At 60.5% G+C, this 20617-nt stretch carries 15 protein-coding genes; 2 read left to right on the forward strand and 13 right to left on the reverse strand.

Annotated features, from left to right (window positions below; genetic code table 11):
• Positions 1-102: 102 nt before the first annotated feature.
• The 8 genes from NMB39_RS12900 to NMB39_RS12935 all read right to left on the reverse strand — a co-directional run bounded on the left by NMB39_RS12900 (position 103) and on the right by NMB39_RS12935 (position 9366).
• Entirely contained in the window at positions 103-1743 is a 1641-nt protein-coding gene (locus tag NMB39_RS12900) for a BatD family protein (RefSeq protein ID WP_306958079.1), read from the reverse strand.
• A complete protein-coding gene (locus NMB39_RS12905) occupies positions 1740-3479 on the reverse strand; it encodes a tetratricopeptide repeat protein (protein ID WP_198720674.1) in 1740 nt (579 codons plus the stop codon). Before NMB39_RS12905 ends, NMB39_RS12900 begins: the two co-directional genes overlap by 4 nt.
• Positions 3476-4564, reverse strand: coding sequence for a vWA domain-containing protein (locus NMB39_RS12910; RefSeq protein WP_057025266.1), 1089 nt, complete (start codon positions 4562-4564; stop codon positions 3476-3478). The genes NMB39_RS12905 and NMB39_RS12910 overlap by 4 nt, the downstream gene beginning before the upstream one ends.
• A complete protein-coding gene (locus NMB39_RS12915; RefSeq protein ID WP_057025267.1) occupies positions 4557-5051 on the reverse strand; it encodes a DUF4381 domain-containing protein in 495 nt (164 codons plus the stop codon). The genes NMB39_RS12910 and NMB39_RS12915 overlap by 8 nt, the downstream gene beginning before the upstream one ends.
• Positions 5051-5980, reverse strand: a complete 930-nt coding sequence (locus tag NMB39_RS12920) for a DUF58 domain-containing protein (RefSeq protein ID WP_057014814.1) — start codon at positions 5978-5980, stop codon at positions 5051-5053. Before NMB39_RS12920 ends, NMB39_RS12915 begins: the two co-directional genes overlap by 1 nt.
• A 5-nt stretch (positions 5981-5985) precedes the next feature.
• Entirely contained in the window at positions 5986-6945 is a 960-nt protein-coding gene (locus NMB39_RS12925) for an AAA family ATPase (protein ID WP_494339120.1), read from the reverse strand.
• Positions 6946-7197: 252 nt separating this feature from the next.
• Entirely contained in the window at positions 7198-7548 is a 351-nt protein-coding gene (locus NMB39_RS12930; RefSeq protein ID WP_057025268.1) for a hypothetical protein, read from the reverse strand.
• Positions 7549-7674: 126 nt separating this feature from the next.
• The gene (locus NMB39_RS12935; RefSeq protein ID WP_494339119.1) at positions 7675-9366 is read right to left on the reverse strand and encodes a dermonecrotic toxin domain-containing protein; all 1692 of its coding nucleotides are present in this window, start codon (positions 9364-9366) and stop codon (positions 7675-7677) included.
• A gap of 480 nt (positions 9367-9846) precedes the next feature.
• On the opposite strand from NMB39_RS12935, the gene NMB39_RS12940 reads away from it, so the two are divergent.
• The gene (locus NMB39_RS12940) at positions 9847-14706 is read left to right on the forward strand and encodes an NAD-glutamate dehydrogenase (protein WP_057025270.1); all 4860 of its coding nucleotides are present in this window, start codon (positions 9847-9849) and stop codon (positions 14704-14706) included.
• Positions 14707-14806: 100 nt separating this feature from the next.
• On the opposite strand, the gene NMB39_RS12945 is transcribed toward NMB39_RS12940, so the two are convergent.
• The 4 genes from NMB39_RS12945 to NMB39_RS12960 form a co-directional block, all read right to left on the reverse strand.
• Positions 14807-15853 carry an SEL1-like repeat protein gene (locus NMB39_RS12945; protein WP_494339118.1) on the reverse strand — a complete coding sequence of 349 codons (1047 nt, stop codon included), beginning with the start codon at positions 15851-15853 and terminating at the stop codon, positions 14807-14809.
• Positions 15854-15955: 102 nt separating this feature from the next.
• Positions 15956-16648 (reverse strand): GntR family transcriptional regulator, encoded by a 693-nt coding sequence (locus NMB39_RS12950; RefSeq protein WP_494339117.1) that lies wholly within the window; start codon positions 16646-16648, stop codon positions 15956-15958.
• 16 nt (positions 16649-16664) lie between these two features.
• A complete protein-coding gene (locus NMB39_RS12955) occupies positions 16665-17366 on the reverse strand; it encodes a FadR/GntR family transcriptional regulator (protein WP_494339116.1) in 702 nt (233 codons plus the stop codon).
• A gap of 80 nt (positions 17367-17446) precedes the next feature.
• Positions 17447-18757 carry a C4-dicarboxylate transporter DctA gene (locus NMB39_RS12960; RefSeq protein WP_043051317.1) on the reverse strand — a complete coding sequence of 437 codons (1311 nt, stop codon included), beginning with the start codon at positions 18755-18757 and terminating at the stop codon, positions 17447-17449.
• Between the two features lie 232 nt (positions 18758-18989).
• On the opposite strand from NMB39_RS12960, the gene NMB39_RS12965 reads away from it, so the two are divergent.
• On the forward strand, positions 18990-19619 hold the full coding sequence (locus NMB39_RS12965; RefSeq protein WP_057025274.1) for a DNA-3-methyladenine glycosylase I: 630 nt from the start codon (positions 18990-18992) through the stop codon (positions 19617-19619).
• Between the two features lie 539 nt (positions 19620-20158).
• Here NMB39_RS12965 and NMB39_RS12970 read toward each other — a convergent pair.
• Entirely contained in the window at positions 20159-20560 is a 402-nt protein-coding gene (locus NMB39_RS12970) for a cupin domain-containing protein (RefSeq protein WP_057025275.1), read from the reverse strand.
• Positions 20561-20617: the final 57 nt, after the last annotated feature.

Here is a 20617-nt window from a genome sequence, read left to right on the forward strand (position 1 = left end):
TGCTCCCGATGACGGTGGGGCAGTGACGGATAGTCTGGCTGATCCACCGTCATCGGGGGGGCCCCTCCCACAGTTGATTTGAGTAGTGTCAGGGGCCTTGGATTATTTCGGATAAAGCGGCGGCAAGCTGGTGGTGTCGGTCGCCGGGTCTTGGTCGCGCTCGGCCACGGGGATGGCCTTGATCGCCCGCCACAGGTCGTCACCCAGCCAGTACTGGCCGCTTTCGCTGTACAGCGCACCATTTAAGCCATCCAGTGCATCTGACAATGGTACAAACCGCGCCGCCATGTCGGCCAGGGTTTCTGGCTGTTGCCTGGCCCAGGCGTCTAGAGCCTGGCGGGTGGCGTGGGGGTCGTTGGCCTGGGTGGCACGCTTGAGGTCGTCGAGCAAGGTGCGTGGGCTCGGGCCGGTTTGCGCGGCGCGCTGCACGGCTGGTTGCCGGCGGGCACGCCACCAGAGACCGAAGCCCAGCAGGGTGGTGCAGGCCAGGAGCAGCGTGCTCAGTTGCCACTGCCACAGGCGCTCATCGTCGGGGGCGGTGATGATGGTCGGTGTGGCAGGTGTATCCACCAACAGGCTTGGGTTAACCGCCACTTGCACGGTGCGCGCCGGCAGGCTGGTGTGCTCCAGGTGGTCTTCGTGGGTGTTCCACCACACCACTTCAACCGGCGGCAGTTCCAGGGCGCCGGCGCGGGTTGGGACCAGGGCTTCGCGGTCTTCACGGCTGCCGGTCAGGCCGCGGTCGCTGGTCTGGTTACCGAGTACCGGTTGATCGGGATAGCGGCGCAGGCCATTGACTTCAGTGCTGGGCAGCGCCGGCAACTGCGCGCTGGACAGGCCTTCGGCCTCGACGGTGAGGCTGCGTGTCAGTGAGTCGCCGACTTGTACATGGTCCGGCGTGGGGTTCCAGCCTTCGCTCAGGGTCAGATTGCGTGCCGGCAGCCAAGGCGCGTCGGCGGGGTAGAGGTCCGGCTTGGGCTTGATGGTCAAGGGCAGGGCCGCGGAGCTGACGTGAATCATCTTGCCCGGCTTGGTGCCCTGCAGCGTGTTTTCCTGGGCCGGGCGCGACTCCACCAGCGTGGCGCTGAAGGTCTGCGCCGGAATCATCACGGTGCCGCTGTGTTGCGGGTAGAGGGCGTAGCGGGTCTCGATCACGCCATGGCGGATGCTGTTGATGACCTTTTCATAGGTGCGCGACTCGCCCAGTTGCTCGACACGGGCATCGGGAATCTGCAATGGCGTCAGGCTGCTGTCGTCATACAGCGATACCGAGTGGTATACGCGCACGGTCAACAGCGCCTGGGCCTGGACGTACACGCTGGTCTGGTCGAGGTTGGCTTCGATAAACACCGGGGCCAGTTCGGCGCTGGTGTTCTGGCTGGCGGTTTCCACCACTTGCAGGGTGATCGGCTGGGTCTTGAGTGCGCCGACTTGCAGCGGCGGAATGATCACCGTGCCGTTTTCCTTGGGCAGCAGGGTGATGATCCAGCGGGTGGTGGCGTGGTTATCGCCGCCCAGGGTGGTGAGCTGGTTGATCTGGCGAGTGCCGCTGACTTCGAACTGCGCATCCAGGGGCGAAAGGTCCGGCTTGCCGAACTGGGTCACGTCACTGGATTCCACCGTCAGCTCCACCGTTTCCCCGGAGTTGAGGCGGCTGCGGTCAACACTGGCGACCAGGTTCGCGGCCTGGGCGTGGCCTGTCGACATCGCGAGCAGAAGCAGAAGGGTGGTGCGGCGGCTCATCGAGTCGTGTCCTGATGTTGTTGCTGTTCGTACCAGAATTTGCGCCGCAGCAGCTCGCCGGGGTTGTCCGGGATCTCTTGCAGCCATTGCTCCAGGGCCTGGCGGCGCTCGCCTTCAAGGCGGGTATCGGCTGGGCGCAGGGGCGGCGTGGTGGTGCGCTCGTCGCCCAGTTCGCTGCGCGGCACTTCATTACCGCCTGGCTGTGGAGTGGCGCCGGCCTGGGTCTCACCAGTGCCGGCTTCGCCCTGGCCTTGGGACGACTGTTCGCCGCCCTGAGCCGTTTGCCCGCTGGCGCCCGGTTGCGCAGTTTGGCCGGGTTGGGCGGTTTCGTCATCTGCGTTTTTTGTCGGCTGGTCCGGCTCGGGCTGCGCTTGCGCCTGCATCAGCGTTTCAACCAGGGCTTTGTTTTTCAGCGCCGGTTGCAGGTCGGGCTGGGCTTCCAGGGCCTGTTCATAAGCGTCAATGGCGGCTTCCAGTTCACCGGCCTTGGCCAGGGCATTGCCACGATTGTAGTGGGAATAGGCGTCGCTGCCCTGGGCAAAACGTTTAATGGCCTCGGCGTAGTTGCCCGCTTCGTACAGCGCCACGCCTTGCCATTGCGGGTCCTGGAAGCGTTCGGCGGCTTCGGCCGGGCGCTTGTGCTTGAGCAGGTACTGGCCTTGCTGGTCGGGGCGCAGCCACAGGTCTTGCAGTTCAAAGGCATAGCTGGGCTGCGGGGCGCCCAACAGCAGTAACGGCAAGCAGAACAGCCAGCCGCGCCGCCCGGCGCAGGCCGCCAGCAGCAGCAGCGGCAGGAGCAGCCAGTAACCCTGGTCGGCCCAGGTATCCAGGAGCAGCAACTGGCCATCGTTGCGCAGGGCCTGTGCGTTGTCGAGCAGGCCGAGCTGGCGCAGGTCCTTGTCATCCAGGCGCGCCGCCCGGTAGCGGCCACCCATTTCACTGGCGAAGGCCTTGAGGGTCGGGCTGTCGAGGCGCGGCACCAGGATCGCGCCCTGGTCGTCCTTGAGGAACTCGCCGCTTTCTTGGGTCACTGGCGTGCCTTCGCGGCTGCCGATGCCGAGGATCGACAAGGGCGGTGCCTGGGCACTTTGCAGTTGCAGGCGGATGCCTTGGCGTTCCTGTTTCGACAGCGAGGAGCCGACGAGCAGCAGGCGCCCCTGGCCCAGGCCGCCTTGCTTGAGCAGGCCCATGGCCTTTTCAACCGCCAGGTCGGCACGGTGGCCGGGCTCGGGCATGATCGAGGGGCGCAGGGCTTCGAGCAGGTTGCGGCTGGTGGCCAGGTCATCCGAGAGCGGCACCAGGGTGTGGGCGCTGCCGGCATATACGACGATCGCGGTTTGCGCATCGCTGCGCGCTTGCAACAAGTCATACAGCTTGCGCCGCGCCTGCTCCAGGCGGTTGGGCGGGCTGTCGGTGGCGAGCATTTCCGGGGTCAGTTCCAGCAGTACCACCAACGGATCGGAGGGTTTCTGGCTGGACTGTTCCACCCGTTGCCAGCTAGGGCCAAGCAGCGCCAGTACGGCCAACAGCCAGGCTATGCCGAGCACCACCCAGGGCGATTTGCTCTCGCGACCGTTGCCACCACTGAGCAATACGGCATGGAAGGCCGGCGGCAGGATCATCTGCCAGCGCCCGGCGCGTTTTTGCCGGTGCCACAACTGCCACAGTAACCAGCCAAGCAGCGGCAACAGCAACAGCCACCACGGGCGCAACCAATGCGGCCACAGGACGATCATCGGCGCCTCCGCAAACGCAGGCGCTGAAGGCGCTGGCGCCATTCAGGATGTTGTTGCAGAAAAATCCCCTTGCTCGACAGCTTGTTGAACCAGCGTTGTAAAACGTTGTTCGGCCAACGCTCCTGGATCACCAGCAACAGGCTCAAGATCAGCGCCAGGGCCAACGGGGCGCTGTACAACGCGTGGGCCGGGCGCGCTTGGGTCGGTTGTTGTTCGACGGGCTCCAGGGTGTCGAGCGTCTCCTTGACTTGCTGCAGCTCCTCGCCGTCATGGGCGCGGAAATATTGACCGCCAGTGGCTTCGGCCAAGGCTTTGAGCGCCGGCTCGTCGAGGTCCAGACTCGGGTTCACGCCGAGGATGCCCAATGAACCGGTTTGCTCGGGGTCGGCACCGATGCCGATCGGGTAGATTTTTACCCCTTCTTCGGCCGCCAGGCGCGCCGCCGTCAACGGATCGATCTGCCCGGCGTTATTGGCGCCATCAGTGATCAGGATCAGCACACGACTTTGCGCCGGACGCTGGCGCAGACGCTTGAGGGCCAGGCCGATGGCATCGCCGATAGCGGTGTTCTTGCCGGCAATGCCGATGCGCGCTTCGTCCAGCCAGGTGCGCACCGTGCGCCGGTCGAAGGTCAGCGGTGCTTGCAGATAGGCTTGGCTGCCGAAGAGGATCAGGCCCACGCGGTCACCTTCACGCTCCTGCAGAAAGTCCCCGAGCAGGTGCTTGACCAGGGACAAGCGACTCACGTCTTCGCCCTGCCAGTGCATGTCGGGGAAGTCCATCGAGCCGGACACGTCGACCGCCACCAGCAGATCCCGGCCACTGGCAGCAATTGGCAAGGGTTCGCCAAGCCATTGCGGGCGGGCGGCGGCGGTCAGCAGCAACAGCCACAGCACCACGAAAGGGGCTTGCTGGCGCCAGCCGGGCAGGTTGGCGCGGGCGCGACGGCGGGCCAGGCCTTCGAGGTCGCTGAGGTAACTGACTTTCAACGCCGGCTCGCCGCTGTCGGCCACCGGCAGCACCAGGCGCATCAACCAGGGCAAAGGCAACAGGGCGAAGATCCACGGCCAGGCGAACTCAAACATGTTTGCGGATCCAGGTGTCGACGGCCTGGGTCAGGCCGGCGATGGCTTTGTCATCGAGTTTGCATTCGGGTTTGTAGGCGCCTTCCACCAGCACCATCCAGCGCGTCAGGCCGGCCGCGGGGCAGCGGTTATCCAGGAAGGCCAGCCATTTGCGCCCGTTGAGGGTGTGGCTCTGGCTGTAAGGGTAGTCGTTGCGACACAGGCGCTTGAGCAGGCCGTTGAGTTGTTGCAGCCAAGCGCCGGCGGGGGCGCCGTCGTAAGGCTTGGGCATCAGCGCCAACTCGGCCAGGGCGGCGATGCGCAACGGGTCCAGCGGTTGTTCGGCGCGGGCCACGGGGTGGCGGGTCGGCAGCAAGTGACGCAACGACCACAGGCCCCAACCGAGCAGTGGGATCACCAGCAGCAACAGCCACCAGCCCGGCGCAGGTGGCCAGAAACCAATGGTTGGCGGGGCAATCAGCGGTTGCAATTGGTCCAGGCTGCTCATTATTTTTTAACCGGGCGTTGCGGGTTGAGGTATTCGCGCAGTTGCTCGACCATTTCACTCTGGGTGCTCAAGGGCATCAGCAGCACGCGCAATTTCTGCGCGAGCCGCTCCCAGCGGGCGATACGCGCCTCGGCCTGGGCCTTGTAGGCTTGGCGCAAGTCGATGTTCAGCGTGTCCAGCTCCAATTGCGCGCCACGTTCGGCAAAACGCAGCAGCCCGGCGGCGGGCAGGGCGTGGTCCAGTGGGTCGGAGATCGGCAGCAGCAGCAAGTCGCAATGGCGCGACAGCAGGCTCAGCTGTTGCTCGGCGCCTTCGGTCAATGCGCGTTCATCGCAGATCACAATCCCCAGGCTGCCCGGGCGCAACACCTCGCGACCACGGCGCAGGGCCATGCCCAGGGCGTCGGCCTCCGGGCGGCTTTCGGTGTTCAGGCTCTGGTTGACCCGCACCAGGCGGTTGAGTAGCTGCAGCAGGCTTTGCTTGCTGCGCCGCGGCTTGATCTCGTAGTGCTCGCTGTCACCGAATACCAGGCCGCCGACCCGATCGTTGTGCCCCAGCGCCGCCCAGCCGATCAGGCTGGCGGCCTGGGCGGCGAGCACCGACTTGAACATCTGCCCCGAGCCGAAAAACAGCCGGCAGCTTTGTTCGACCATGATGAAGATCGGCCGCTCGCGTTCTTCATGGAACAACTTGGTGTGCGGCTCCTGGGTGCGCGCCGTGACGCGCCAGTCGATGGTGCGCACGTCGTCGCCGGCCTGGTACACGCGCACCTGGTCAAAATCGACACCGCGCCCGCGCAGCTTGGAGTGGTGCAGGCCGATCAATGGGCTGCGCTGGCCCGGCGTGGAAAACAGCTGTACTTCACGCACGTGGTGGCGCATCTCAATCAGTTCACTGAGGGTTACGCGGATACCATCGCCTGCGTTCATCGACTTCAAGCGACGGCAACAACGTCAAGAATGCGTTGCACCACGCGGTCCTGGTCAACCCCGGCGGCTTCGGCCTCGAACGACAGGATGATGCGGTGACGCAGTACGTCGAACAACACCGCCTGGATATCTTCCGGGCTCACGAAGTCGCGACCGGCCAGCCAGGCGTGGGCGCGAGCACAACGATCCAGGGCGATGGAGCCACGCGGGCTGGCGCCATAGGCGATCCACTCGGCCATTTCCGCATCGAACTTGGCCGGGGTGCGCGTGGCCATCACCAGTTGCACCAGGTATTCCTCCACCGCATCGGCCATGTACAGGCCGAGGATTTCCTTGCGCGCGGCGAAGATCGCTTGCTGGCTGACGCGGCGCTCGGGCTTGGTTTCGCCATTGAGTGCTTCGCCACGGGCCTGTTGCAGGATGCGCCGCTCCACGGTTGCGTCCGGAAAGCCAATCTTGACGTGCATCAGGAAGCGGTCGAGCTGGGCTTCGGGCAGTGGGTAAGTGCCTTCCTGCTCGATGGGGTTCTGGGTGGCCATCACCAGGAACAGCGGCGACAGCTCATAGGTGCTGCGGCCCACGCTGACCTGGCGTTCGGCCATGGCTTCGAGCAAGGCCGACTGGACCTTGGCCGGGGCGCGGTTGATTTCGTCGGCCAATACCAGGTTGTGGAAGATCGGCCCTTGTTGAAATACGAAACTGCCGGTTTCCGGGCGATAGATCTCGGTGCCGGTGATGTCGGCCGGCAACAGGTCGGGGGTGAACTGGATACGATGGAACTGCGCTTCGATGCCTTCGGCCAACTCCTTGATCGCCTTGGTCTTGGCCAGCCCGGGTGCGCCTTCGACCAGCATGTGGCCATCGGCGAGAAGGGCGATCAGCAGGCGATCGATGAGTTTTTCCTGGCCGAGAATCTGCGTAGAAAGAAAGGTTCGCAGCGCAAGCAGCGCTTCACGATGTTCCATCGATGACGGTTCCTGGAAAGATGAGCCTGGGGGTGTAAAACATGCCAAGGCCCTGGGGCGTCTACTTTAATGCATCGAAAGGGTGGCGACTAACGACGTAACGAGTATTTTTGGCAAAAATTGTAGGAAGAATATCAATGGGGAGGGGGCTTGCCCTAATGCCGGGTCAGCCAGCATCAATGTTTACTGGGCCGACGCCTTCGCGCGCAAGCCCCCTCCCACATTTGATCAGCAGTGCAACGGGTATTCTGCTCAGATCCGGCTGAAAGTGCCGGTGTTTTTGAGGATGTTCTGCAGAGTCTCTTGCACGTCGGCCATATCAGCCGCCGCAGTGGTGTGAATGATCTCCAACTGATCCTTGCCCCCCAGCGCATCGGCATCACCGGCAGCCAGTTCAATAAGCAGGGTTTTATCACTCAAGGTGACTTTCAGCCCATCCAGCGTAGACGGCTCGTAATCCCAGGTCAGTTCCACTTCATCTTCGTCTGGATAGCGGGTCAGCATGAACATTTCGCCGTTCCTGCCATGGCAGCAAAGCATGGCCATGTTGTCTTCTTCGTCGTCACAGGGGTTGACGAGCAGGCGCTCGGTGGTCAATTGCATGGGCGGTCCTCTAGAAACAGCACGCGTGGGTGCTAAAACCTCGATTTTGCCAGTCCGTTGGTGATTATGCCGAATTAAGTTGCTGGATCTGTCTGGGTCTCAATGAAAGATCAGCCCGGTCGGGGGTCATGAATTCAAGACCATCTGTTTCAAAAGCGGGATGGCGGGTGCGACAACTGGCTTTATGGCATTACCCAGCCCTGCTGTAACTACAGGTTTGATGGCATTGAACACACCGTAGGTTATTCGGTTATCGGCGTCTGGGCGGTTGTGGACTTTGTCATCTATACCGACGCCTAGCTTCAGTACGCCCGAGGCAATGTTCAGGCCAGTGAGCAATATGCCGACGGGAGGGAGCGCAATCCCCAGAGGGGTCGCGAATAAGAGCATGATGTCTAGGTACTTGCCGGCCTTGAGAATCTGGTTTTTTGTGTGGTCGCTATTAAGAACGAATTGCTGGCTGGTACTCTCTTTCATCGCGGATTCTGTATTTCGCTGAAGCTCCTTGAAAGGGTCCCCCTCAATTTTATCACCGCCGAATATTTCGCCCTCCTCCCAGTCTCCACGTTGTTTGTGAAAGGCCACATGGCCTGGTTGCTGTAGTCGCTGGTGAAATAACTCAAGGCTCTTTTCGAATCCGGCTTTGAATAAAGACGAACCCTGAATCGACTGCGAGAAATGCTTTCTGAATGCCTCGGCTTTTTCCTTGTCTTTTAACTGTTCACCCAGCCATTCATTCATCGCTGCGGGCGAGTCAAAAGCATGAAGGGGGGAGGAATTTCCCGGAATATACAAGAGCGTTTTGTTGGTTTTAGTGTCTCGGGTATAGAAAATGTCGATGGACTTGAAGCCATTAAACGTCAGGACCTTTGTTTCCAGGTCGGGATCGGGTACATAAGGTTTATTCAATGTCTGGGCAGAGGCGTCCATATACGTTTCATTTTTAGGTATACCGCCCAGGCGCATAGCGATTTTCCGGCTCTCTTCATCCAGCGACTGTTCGTGATGCTGCTTATGTGCTGCTTTGAGGAAGGAGATTTTACTAAGTGTTGTGTAAGCGTCGCGCGTATTGTTATGTGACCAGTAGAAGTCCAAATAATTGTCGTAAGGCTTTTTGTACGAATGATCCCATACCATTTGCTGGAAGTCGGCAGCCGGAATCGGAACATGATTGTCAGCGCTGTATTTATTGGCAGACTCGGATGAAGGCTCGGTGTAAATCCCTTGATAGTGCGTTCGGTAGCCCTTCTCAGGGGGTAATGGGAAGGTGCCATCGGCGCCTGGGGGTTCGTTGTGACGCGAAATCGGTTCTATCTCAATAGAGGGAGGAGCTGCGCCTTCGGGAAGCTTGGGCACCTTCATGCTCATTGGGTTGCCTTGAACGTTTGAACGCGCAGCGTCGGCCAATGATATTTTTTGTACGATGGAACCTTTGTAAGGTTTTTGGGAGTTGTCATAGGCAATGGTCACTAAGTAGGTCTTTTCCGGGTCGAGGTCAATTCCCCATTTATGTTTGATCTGACCTTTAATGTGTACGGCAGTATGTTGGTTGGGAGACTTAATGGGTTTGTAGTTGTCTTGTGCCGCACTGTCGAGCGCGTTATTTCTTGGCAGTGGTTCGTTGAAGTATTCTGGCGTAGCGCCTTCGGGCGTCAGCTTTTTTTTGTATTGCCTCACCTTTTCATCGAACGTAAAGCCCGGAAAATGCCACCGCCGATAGCCTTCGGGTACAGGCGGGCTGTTTTCAGCTGGCGCATTGTTCTCAGGTAACTGCGCTGAGGTTATCGGAGGGGCGGAAGCTGTGGGGGAAATTGCCATAGACGAGTCTCGATCTTATATATTAAGCGGTTGCGCCAGGGTAATCATTCATCGATGTTGTAACTGGGCACAGTTATGTATTGATTGGTGAGTCAGCCCCCTTGAGACGCCATTGAAAATAGACATTGGCGCAATAGGCATGGGCTATCGAAGGTGCGCAGGGGGCATATTCAATCCCGGTCCTTGCATACCGGCTCTTGACCGAATATGTCGCCGTGCGGCAAGCAGGGGTCTCGCCACACTCGTTAAGCTGCGCACAGGATGTGCCCTGTGCCGGGAGCCCGACCTGCCTGTCATACCGTCGCCCCGGCCAGGTGTGTGCCTTATGGAAGTTGTATGTGACCTGACTGTCTTGTCCAGCTTCACCCACCTGTCGCCCTGATTCGTTTATCGTGACCCACGAACAGAGCCGACGGTCTCCCCGCAAGGGGGTAACACGCGACGCTTCCATCAATAACAAGCCCAAGCGGAGTACCACAGATGGCGTTTTTCACCGCAGCCAGCAAGGCCGACTTCCAGCACCAACTGCAAGCGGCACTGGCCCAGCACATCAGTGAACAGGCACTGCCACAAGTGGCGCTGTTCGCTGAGCAATTCTTCGGCATCATTTCCCTGGATGAACTGACCCAGCGTCGCCTTTCCGACCTGGCCGGTTGCACCCTGTCTGCCTGGCGCCTGCTTGAGCGCTTTGATCACACCCAACCGCAAGTGCGGGTCTACAACCCCGATTACGAACGTCATGGCTGGCAATCGACCCACACCGCGGTCGAAGTGCTGCACCATGACCTGCCTTTTTTGGTGGACTCGGTACGCACCGAGCTGAACCGCCGCGGCTACAGTATCCACACCCTGCAAACCACCGTGCTCAGCGTGCGTCGTGGCAGCAAGGGCGAGCTGCTGGAAGTCCTGCCAAAGGGCACCCAGGGCGACGGCATCCTGCAAGAATCGCTGATGTACCTGGAAATCGACCGTTGCGCCAACGCCGCCGAATTGAACGTGCTGAGCAAAGAGCTTGAGCAGGTGCTGGGCGAAGTGCGCGTGGCCGTTGCCGATTTCGAGCCGATGAAAGCCAAGGTCCAGGACCTGCTGGCTGGTATCGATGCCAGCCCATTTGCCATCGACGGCGAAGAAAAAGCCGAGATCAAGAACTTCCTCGAATGGCTGGTGGGCAACCACTTCACCTTCCTCGGCTACGAAGAGTTCGTGGTACGTGACGAGGCGGACGGCGGTCATATCGAATATGACGCCAGCTCCTTCCTCGGTCTGACCAAACTGCTGCGCGCCGGCCTCACCGCCGAAGATCTGCGCATCGAAGACTACGCGGTAGCCTATCTGCGCGAACCGACCGTGCTGTCGTTCGCCAAGGCTGCACATCCAAGCCGCGTACACCGCCCGGCTTACCCGGACTATGTGTCGATCCGTGAAATCAGCGCCGACGGCAAGGTTATCAAGGAACACCGCTTCATGGGCCTGTACACCTCTTCGGTGTATGGCGAAAGCGTGCGGGTGATTCCTTACATCCGCCGCAAGGTCGCTGAGATCGAACGTCGTTCGGGCTTCCAGGCCAAGGCGCACCTGGGCAAGGAGCTGGCCCAGGTGGTTGAAGTGCTGCCCCGTGACGACCTGTTCCAGACCCCGGTGGACGAGCTGTTCAGCACAGTGATGTCAATCGTGCAGATCCAGGAACGCAACAAGATCCGCGTGTTCCTGCGCAAAGACCCGTACGGTCGGTTCTGCTACTGCCTGGCCTACGTACCGCGTGACATCTACTCCACCGAAGTGCGCCAGAAGATCCAGCAAGTGCTGATGGATCGCCTGAAAGCGTCGGACTGCGAGTTCTGGACCTTCTTCTCCGAGTCGGTACTGGCCCGTGTGCAACTGATCCTGCGGGTCGACCCGAAGAACCGCCTGGACATCGACCCGCTGCAACTGGAAAAAGAAGTGGTGCAAGCCTGCCGCAGCTGGCAGGACGACTACGCCAGCCTGGTGGTGGAAAGCTTCGGCGAAGCCCATGGCACCAACGTGCTGGCGGACTTCCCGAAAGGCTTCCCGGCCGGCTACCGCGAGCGTTTTGCCGCGCATTCGGCCGTGGTCGACATGCAGCACCTAAACAGCCTCACCGAAGCCAACCCGCTGGTGATGAGCTTCTATCAGCCCCTGGGCCAGGTTTCCGGCCAGCGTGAGCTGCATTGCAAGCTTTACCACGCCGATACCCCGCTGGCACTGTCCGACGTGCTGCCGATCCTGGAAAACCTCGGCCTGCGCGTGCTGGGTGAGTTCCCGTATCGCCTGCGCCACGCCAATGGCCGTGAATTCTGGATCCATGACTTTGCGTTCATCGCCGCCGAAGGCGTGAACCTGGATATCCAGCAGCTCAACGACACCCTGCAGGACGCGTTCGTGCATATCGTCCACGGCGATGCCGAGAACGATGCATTCAACCGTCTGGTACTGACCGCTGGCCTGCCTTGGCGCGACGTTGCGCTGCTGCGTGCTTATGCTCGCTACCTCAAGCAGATCCGCCTGGGCTTCGACCTGGGTTACATCGCCAGCACCCTGAACAACCACACCGACATCGCCCGCGAGTTGACCCGGCTGTTCAAGACCCGCTTCTACCTGGCGCGCAAGCTCACCGCCGACGACCTGGAAGACAAGCAGCAGCGCCTGGAACAAGCGATTCTCACTGCCCTGGACGACGTCCAGGTGCTCAACGAAGATCGCATCCTGCGTCGCTACCTGGACCTGATCAAGGCCACGCTGCGTACCAACTTCTACCAGACCGACGCCAACGGCCAGAACAAGTCGTACTTCAGCTTCAAGTTCAATCCGCATGCGATTCCTGAGCTGCCAAAGCCGGTACCGAAGTTCGAAATCTTCGTGTACTCGCCGCGTGTCGAAGGTGTGCACCTGCGCTTTGGTAATGTCGCCCGTGGCGGCCTGCGCTGGTCCGACCGTGAAGAAGACTTCCGTACCGAAGTATTGGGCCTGGTAAAAGCCCAGCAGGTGAAGAACTCGGTGATCGTGCCGGTGGGTGCCAAGGGCGGCTTCCTGCCGCGTCGCCTGCCATTGGGTGGCAGCCGTGACGAGATCGCGGCCGAGGGTATCGCCTGCTACCGCATCTTCATTTCCGGCCTGCTGGACATTACCGACAACCTGAAGGATGGCGCCCTGGTGCCACCGGCCAACGTCGTGCGTCATGACAATGATGACCCGTACCTGGTGGTGGCGGCGGACAAGGGTACTGCGACCTTCTCCGACATCGCCAACGGCATTGCCATCGACTACGGCTTCTGGCTGGGTGATGCATTTGCTTCCGGCGGTTCGGCCGGTTACGACCACAAGAAAATGGGCATCACCGCCAAGGGCGCGTGGGTCGGTGTGCAGCGTCATTTCCGTGAGCGCGGCATCAACGTGCAGGAAGACAGCATCACTGTGGTGGGCGTCGGCGATATGGCCGGTGACGTGTTCGGTAACGGCTTGCTGATGTCCGACAAGCTGCAATTGGTTGCAGCCTTCAACCACATGCACATCTTCATCGACCCGAACCCTAACCCGGCCACCAGCTTCGTCGAGCGCAAGCGTTTGTTCGAGCTGCCGCGTTCGTCGTGGACCGACTACGACACCAGCATCATGTCCGAAGGCGGCGGTATCTTCTCGCGCAGCGCCAAGAGCATCGCCATCTCGCCACAGATGAAGGAACGCTTCGACATCCAGGCCGACAAGCTGACCCCGACCGAACTGCTCAACGCCTTGCTCAAGGCGCCGGTGGACCTGTTGTGGAACGGCGGCATCGGCACCTACGTCAAGGCCAGCACCGAGAGCCATGCCGACGTGGGCGACAAGGCCAACGACGCGCTGCGCGTCAACGGCAACGAGCTGCGCTGCAAGGTGGTGGGCGAGGGCGGCAACCTCGGCATGACCCAGCTGGGTCGTGTGGAATTCGGCCTCAATGGCGGCGGTTCCAACACCGACTTCATCGATAACGCCGGTGGTGTGGATTGCTCCGACCACGAAGTGAACATCAAGATCCTGCTTAACGAAGTGGTGCAGGCCGGTGACATGACCGACAAGCAACGCAACCAGTTGCTGGCGAGCATGACCGACGAAGTCGGCCACCTGGTGTTGGGCAACAACTACAAGCAGACCCAGGCCCTATCCCTGGCGGCGCGCCGTGCCTACGAGCGCGCCGCCGAGTACAAGCGTCTGATGAGCGACCTGGAAGGCCGTGGCAAGCTGGATCGCGCCATTGAGTACTTGCCCACCGAAGAGCAGCTCAGCGAGCGCGCTTCTGCCGGCAAGGGCCTGACCCGTCCGGAGCTGTCGGTGCTGATCTCGTACAGCAAGATCGACCTCAAGGAAGCGCTGCTCAAGTCGCTGGTGCCGGATGACGAGTACCTGACCCGTGACATGGAGACCGCGTTCCCGCCGAGCCTGGTGGCCAAGTTCGGTGAGGCCATGCGTCGTCACCGTCTCAAGCGCGAGATCGTCAGCACCCAGATCGCCAACGACCTGGTCAACCACATGGGCATCACCTTCGTGCAGCGCCTCAAGGAGTCGACCGGCATGAGCCCGGCGAACGTGGCCGGCGCCTATGTGATCGTGCGCGACATCTTCCACCTCCCGCACTGGTTCCGTCAGATTGAGGCCTTGGACCACCAGGTCTCTGCCGACGTGCAACTGGAACTGATGGACGAGCTGATGCGCCTGGGCCGTCGCGCTACGCGCTGGTTCCTGCGCAGCCGTCGCAACGAGCAGGACGCCGGGCGTGACACCGCGCACTTCGGACCACACCTGGCCGCGTTGGGTCTCAAGCTCGACGAGTTGCTGGAAGGTCCGACCCGCGAAGGTTGGCAGACCCGCTACCAGGCCTACACCGAAGCTGGTGTGCCGGAGTTGCTGGCGCGCATGGTGGCCGGTACGACTCACCTGTACACCTTGCTGCCGATCATCGAAGCTGCCGACGTGACCGGGCATGACGCCGCCGAAGTGGCCAAGGCCTACTTTGCGGTTGGCAGCGCACTGGACCTGCCGTGGTACCTGCAGCAGATCAGCGATCTGCCGGTAGCCAACAACTGGCAGGCCCAGGCCCGCGAAGCCTTCCGCGACGATGTGGACTGGCAGCAACGGGCGATCACCATCGCGGTCCTGCAAATGGCCGACGCGCCCCAAGACATGGAAGCCCGCGTGGCCCTGTGGCTTGAGCAACACCAGGACATGGCTGATCGCTGGCGCGCGATGATGGTGGAAATCCGTGCTGCCGTGGGCACGGACTACGCCATGTATGCAGTGGCCAACCGTGAGTTGCTGGACCTGGCGTTGAGCGGTCAGTCGGTGCTGTAACGACGCGACTGAACGTTAGCGCTTAAAAAGTCCCCGGATCGAAAGATTCGGGGATTTTTATTGGGCGCAAGATCAATCGGCCAATACGGCAGGTGGGTCGTTATTTCGCGGTGCCGGGGATAATCAACTCCTCCAGGCGAGCGAACAGGTTTGGAGTGTTGTTTTCAACGGCGGTCAACGCCAGTTTCGCCTGTTCGTGATCTTCCAGGCTCATGCGCATTTCGATCATATGGACGTCCGCTGGAAGCCTTGGTGGGATAGGGGCCGGCATGCTTTTCTGGACATACTTCAACAGGGCGTAGGCGAGGGGGATGTTTTTTGCCAACCCGTATGGGTTTGTAAAGGGCGGTGCGCTACCGTCCTCCTTCGGCGCGAAACGCTCACGGTAGGGCATGTTGGCGAGTGCATATCCATATTCCATCATCGCCTCCACGTGGCCCATGTTAGCCAGCCGAGCAAGCCGAGTGCGCTTTTCCGCCACGCTGGCGGTGGAGTCCTCGAAGAAGACCCGTGCGTACAACGCCAATGGCAGGCCTGCGTCGGCAGATTCTTGATACAGCTCTTCGATTCGCGCCAGGCGCAGCGCGTCGTTAGCAATCAATTTCGGGTTGCGTTGATACTGTTCGGCGAGTTTGAACTGGGCCAGGCTGAAGCCTGCGGCGGCGGATTTTTCCAGCCAGCTGAAGTCATCGGTGATGAGGTACTGGTAGTACATACCTTCGGGCTCTTTATGCGCGGGGAACTTGCTCACCAGTGTCTTGGCTGTTTCCAGCGACTCGGTATCCCCCAACTGTATAAGTGCCGGAATGTAGTTCAGCGCTGCGGCGAGTTTCAGCCATTTCTTGGTTTCTTCACTGGCGTGAGAGGACAGTTTTCCTTGCTCGCTGTGCCAGATGCCGTCTCGGTAAACGTTACACGTGGCCATGCCGAACTGACACTCGGGAAACTGGGCGGCCGAGGCTATGGTCAGAAAATGTTCGGCCTCTTCTATTTTATTGAGCCCGAGCATCTTCATTCCGGCCTGCGCCGCACTTTGGTTCAGCTCATCCAGTGCTGTTGTCATCGGCAGTGACAAAGTCTCTTTTTGAGCATTCAGTTGGGACAGCACATTGAACAGTGCGGGCCTCACATTTGATTCGGCGGACATGATCTATACCTGTAATAAGCACTGAAATTGTGCGAATTCAGGTTATGGAACCGCGGTCCCTCACTGTCGCTACATATCTATCATTGGTCATGGCAGGCCGTATCAATGCTGCAAGTGACGCGCCAAATGATGCTCCAGGTGCTTCAAGTGCCGAGCCATCAGCGCCTGCGCGTGAGCAATGTCATTGCGCGCCAGAGCGTCGACAATGCCCAAGTGTTCTTCCCATGCACACCCGTTGCGCGGCTGCGTTTCACAGTGCGCAATCATCAGTGAGGTCAACGGCACCAGGCTGTTGAGGAATTGCTCCAATGGCTTGTTGCCCGCGATGACCGCCAACCGCAGATGAAACTCGCCGGACAGCCGAATGGCTGCCGCGTGTTGGTCGCGTGCAAGGCTTTCCTGTTCCCGCAGGATGAGTTCGCGCAACTGGCGCAGGTGTTCCAGGGTGGCGTTGGCGCAGGCCAGTTGCACCACGGTCATTTCTGTCAGGCGCCGGGCTTCCAGGATCTGCTGCGCTTGTTGTCTGTCCGGTACCGCGACCTCGGCCCGCTTGTTGGGACGCAGGATGATCACGCGCTGCAGGGAGAGCCTGGCCAACACGCGGCGAATAACGCTGCGACTCACACCGAAGGTCTCGCCCAGGCCTTCTTCGGTAAAGCGGCTGGACGGGACGATGCGTTGCTCGAGGATGGCGTCGAATAGCTGTGGATAGATGTCGTCCACCGACGGTTTTTCACCGGCGACCAGGCGAAGGGCAGGGAGTATAGGGTCGTATCGCAGGGCGTGAGCGTTCATGGCCAGTCTCCAAAAATCAGCTGCCCAGATGGTCGTCCGGGATATTCAGGCGAATGCCCATGCGCAAGCCTTCCTGAAGGATGTGCCGACGCATTTCGGCACTGGCCAGGGCGCTGTTCTTGTTGCGGATGGCGCGCACCACGGCGTCGTTTTCCCGCAGGCGCTCAGCCAGGTGTTCAGGCGAGTTGCGCAGCACTTGTGCGCTTTGCTTGAGTGCGGTGCTGGTTTGCTGCACCACATTCTGGAAAATCGGGTTGGAGGTGAGGGCGAACAGTTCTTCGTGGAAATCGATATAGGCGTTCATGCCGGCTTCGGCATCACCAGCATCCAGGGCTTCGCGCATGTCCATCAAGGTCAGGCGCAATTGGCCGACTTCCTTGCTGCTGATGGATTGGGCCACCAGGCCGACGATAAAAGGTTCGAGGGTGTAGCGCAGTTGCAGGATGTCTTCGAGGCTGGCATCGGCCACGGCGTCGCTCGATTGCGGCTCGCTGACGCTGGTTTCCAGCACAACGACGCCTTTGCCGGGCATGGAACGCACCAGGCCGAGTGTTTCCAGCACGATCACGGCTTCACGCAGGCTCGGGCGGCTGATGCCCAACTGTTCAGCCAATTCACGCTGGCCGGGCAGCATTTCCCCGCGCCGCCACTGGCCGCGCTTAAGTGCGGCGCGCAGTTTCTCTACAACTGAATTGACGACGGTTGAAGTGCTGATCACGTCGTGTGCTCCTTGAAGTTGCAAATACGAGGTTCAAACTGTTGAAGATCAAAGTGTGAGAGGGGCAAGCCCCTCCCACATTAAAATTCCTGATGCGCCGGCAGTACCGGTTTCTTGGCCTGGAAGGCATACCCTTGCTGGCCGTCCAGCACCTTGTTGGCGCGTTGGATATCAATGTCTTTCTCCCAGCGCGCAATCGCCACGGTAGCCACGCAGTTGCCGATCAGGTTAGTCAATGCACGGCCAATGCCCATGAACCAGTCCACCGCCAGCACCAACACCAGGCCGACCACCGGAATGGCCGGGATCGCCGTGAGCGTCGCCGCCAGGATTACCAGCGCCGAACCCGGAATACCATGGGCACCTTTGGAGGTGATCAACGATACCAGCAGGATCGTCAGCAAGTCGGTCATCGACAAGGGTGTGCCGGTGGCATTGGCGATAAACACGATGGCGAGGGTCAGGTAGATGGAAAAACCGTCGAGGTTGAACGAATACCCTGTCGGAATCACCAGGCCCACGGTGGAACTGCCAATACCCAGGTGTTCCAGCTTACGCATGATCTGCGGCAGCACTGCATCAGAGGAGGCGGTGCCCATCACGATCAGCAGCTCTTCACGCAGGTACTTGAGCAGGGGCAGCATGCGCAGGCCCGACAGGCGCATCACCAGGCCGAGGATCAGTGCGACGAAAGCAAAGCAGGTCAGGTAGAACAGCCCCACCAGGCTGCCCAGGTGTTGCAGGGAGTCCAGGCCATAAGTGCTGGTGGTGAACGCGATCGCGCCGAATACACCAATTGGCGCCAGGCGCACGATCATGCCCATGATGCGGAAGATCACATGGCTCAGCTCGTTGATCAGCCGGGAGATGCCGCTGGCCGCTTCGCCCACCAGGTTCAGCGCACTACCGAACAGCACCGAGAACAGCAGCACTTGCAGCACGTTGTTGTCGGCGAATGCGCCGATCACCGAGTTGGGGATCAGGTCCATCAGGAACTGGCTGGTGCCCTTGATGTGCTGGCCCTTGTCGGCCAATTCGTTCAAGCCAGCAGACGACAGTTGCTCCAAGTGAATATTGGCGCCGCTACCAATGCCGGTGCTGAACGCCATGATCAGCCCGAGCACCAGGGCGACGGTGGTGAGTACTTCAAAGTAGATCACCGACTTGAGGCCGATGCGTCCGACTTTCTTCAAATCGCCGGCGCCGGAAATACCGCTGACCACCACGCAGAAGACGATCAGGCCAATCAGCATTTTGATCAGCTTGATAAAGCCGTCGCCCAGGGGTTTGAGTTGCGAGGAGAATTCGGGAAGGGCCAGGCCGCAGACTATGCCCAGGATCAGGCCAATCACGACTTGCAGGAAAATCGAACGCGAGCACCATCTGAGCATGGGAAGGATCTCTATTCGGGTGCCCTGGTGGGTCCAGGGCTTAATTGTTGTGGTCTTACCGGTAAGTCCAGTGCGCGGCCAGTCTACGCTTGGCTTTTTTCAAATCACAAGTAAATATTCGACGGTCGGCGGGTCCCGGTCTGACCAGTGGGTCGGTAAGTCCGGTGCTTGAGCGGTTGGCGGGGTTTGAATTTTTTTGCGTATCATCCGCCCTCGGCACACGAGGTGATGGATGGACCAATCAGGGCTGACCACCGACGCAGCAGGGCTTCGCCATTGCACCTGGCGCAACGCCGCCCCCGAATACCCGCATTACCACGACCACGAGTGGGGCGTGCCGGTGGCCGATGACATCCAGTTGTACGAGAAGATCTGCCTGGAGGGCTTTCAGGCGGGGATGGCGTGGATCACCATCCTGCGCAAGCGTGAAAGCTTTCGGCAGGCGTTCGAGGGCTTTGATTTTCGCCGGGTGGCGCAGTATGGCGAGGCGGATGTCGAGCGCTTGATGCGTGACCCGGGCATCGTGCGCAATCGGGCCAAGATTATTTCCGCAATCAATAATGCGCGGCGGGCCTGTGAGTTGGTGGATGAGACTGGATCATTGGCACGTTGGCTGTGGGCATTTGAGCCTGCCGAAGATGAGCGCCCGACGCGGGTAGATATGGCTTACTGGGCCGCCAATCCGACCTCGCCGGCGTCGGTGCGCTTGTCCAAGGCCCTGAAGAAGCGCGGCTGGACCTTTGTCGGTCCGACCACCATGTACGCGCTGATGCAGGCGATGGGGATGGTCAATGATCATCTGGAAGGCTGCGTTTGCCGCCCGCGCATCGAAGCGCTACGGTGCACGTTCAAGCGCCCTTGAATCGGCGTGTAAAGGGGCGGTGCGACGATCCGACTTGCTCCCGTTTGCTGCCTGACAGCTTATAGCTATCTGACTGATGCGCCGCGATCCAAATGTGGGAGGGGGCTTGCCCCCGATGGTGGCCTTGGGGCCGACCAGGATGTTGGATCAGATCGAGTACATATCCATTGCTGCGGTAACGGCCACTTAGGGGTCCGCTCTGACAGCGGCTCACTTTTGGAAGGACCGGAATGCCGGCCCAGCCAAAAGTAAGCAAAAGGTCCTCGCCCCACCACTCGGCACCTCGCTTAGGCTCGGTGTACCCGTAATCCGCCAGGGATTTGGGCGGCTAAACCGGCATCCCTGCCGGTTTACCCCCCAAATCCCTGTCGAATTCCGGCCAGCGTGGTTTAACGGGGCGCCTAAGATCAAAAGCAGATCAAGATCAAGATCAAGAGCGACTCGCTGCGCATCGTGGTTACGGTCGGCTGCTACAAAGTTGTGTAGATACCCGTGCTCATCGGCGGCGAGCCCCTACATTGGTTCAGTGGTGCGGCGGCTTACTGTGGCAGGGGTGTGAGCACTTCAGCCTTGTCATCCATCACCATCACCACCAGCAGTTTCGCCGGTTGGGTCTGGCTGGCATTGCTCGACTCAAAGTGCCGTGAGCCCGCCGGTTCGTAGAACGATTCCCCGGCTTTGTAGGTGATCGCCTTTTCCTCGTTGACCCGCGACGTGATCTGGCCTTCAAGCACATAGGCTACGGCAGTACCGGTGTGGCTGTGAGGTACGGTGGCCTGGCCGGGGGCGTAATCCACGGTCAGCATGAGGACTTTCTTGCCGGGTACGTTGCTCAAGGCATGCTCGTGCAACACCTTGAGCGTTTCTTTGTTATAGACCGGGTCGTGGGCGTGGGCGCTGAGGGACGCGAGCATCAGCGTAGTGACGAGCAGTCGTTTCATGGTGAGGGTTCCAGGTAGTTCGAGACCTCTTCACCCTACGCCGTAGCCTACACGCCA

It is taken from the genome of Pseudomonas sp. FBCC-B545 (genome assembly GCF_059134095.1).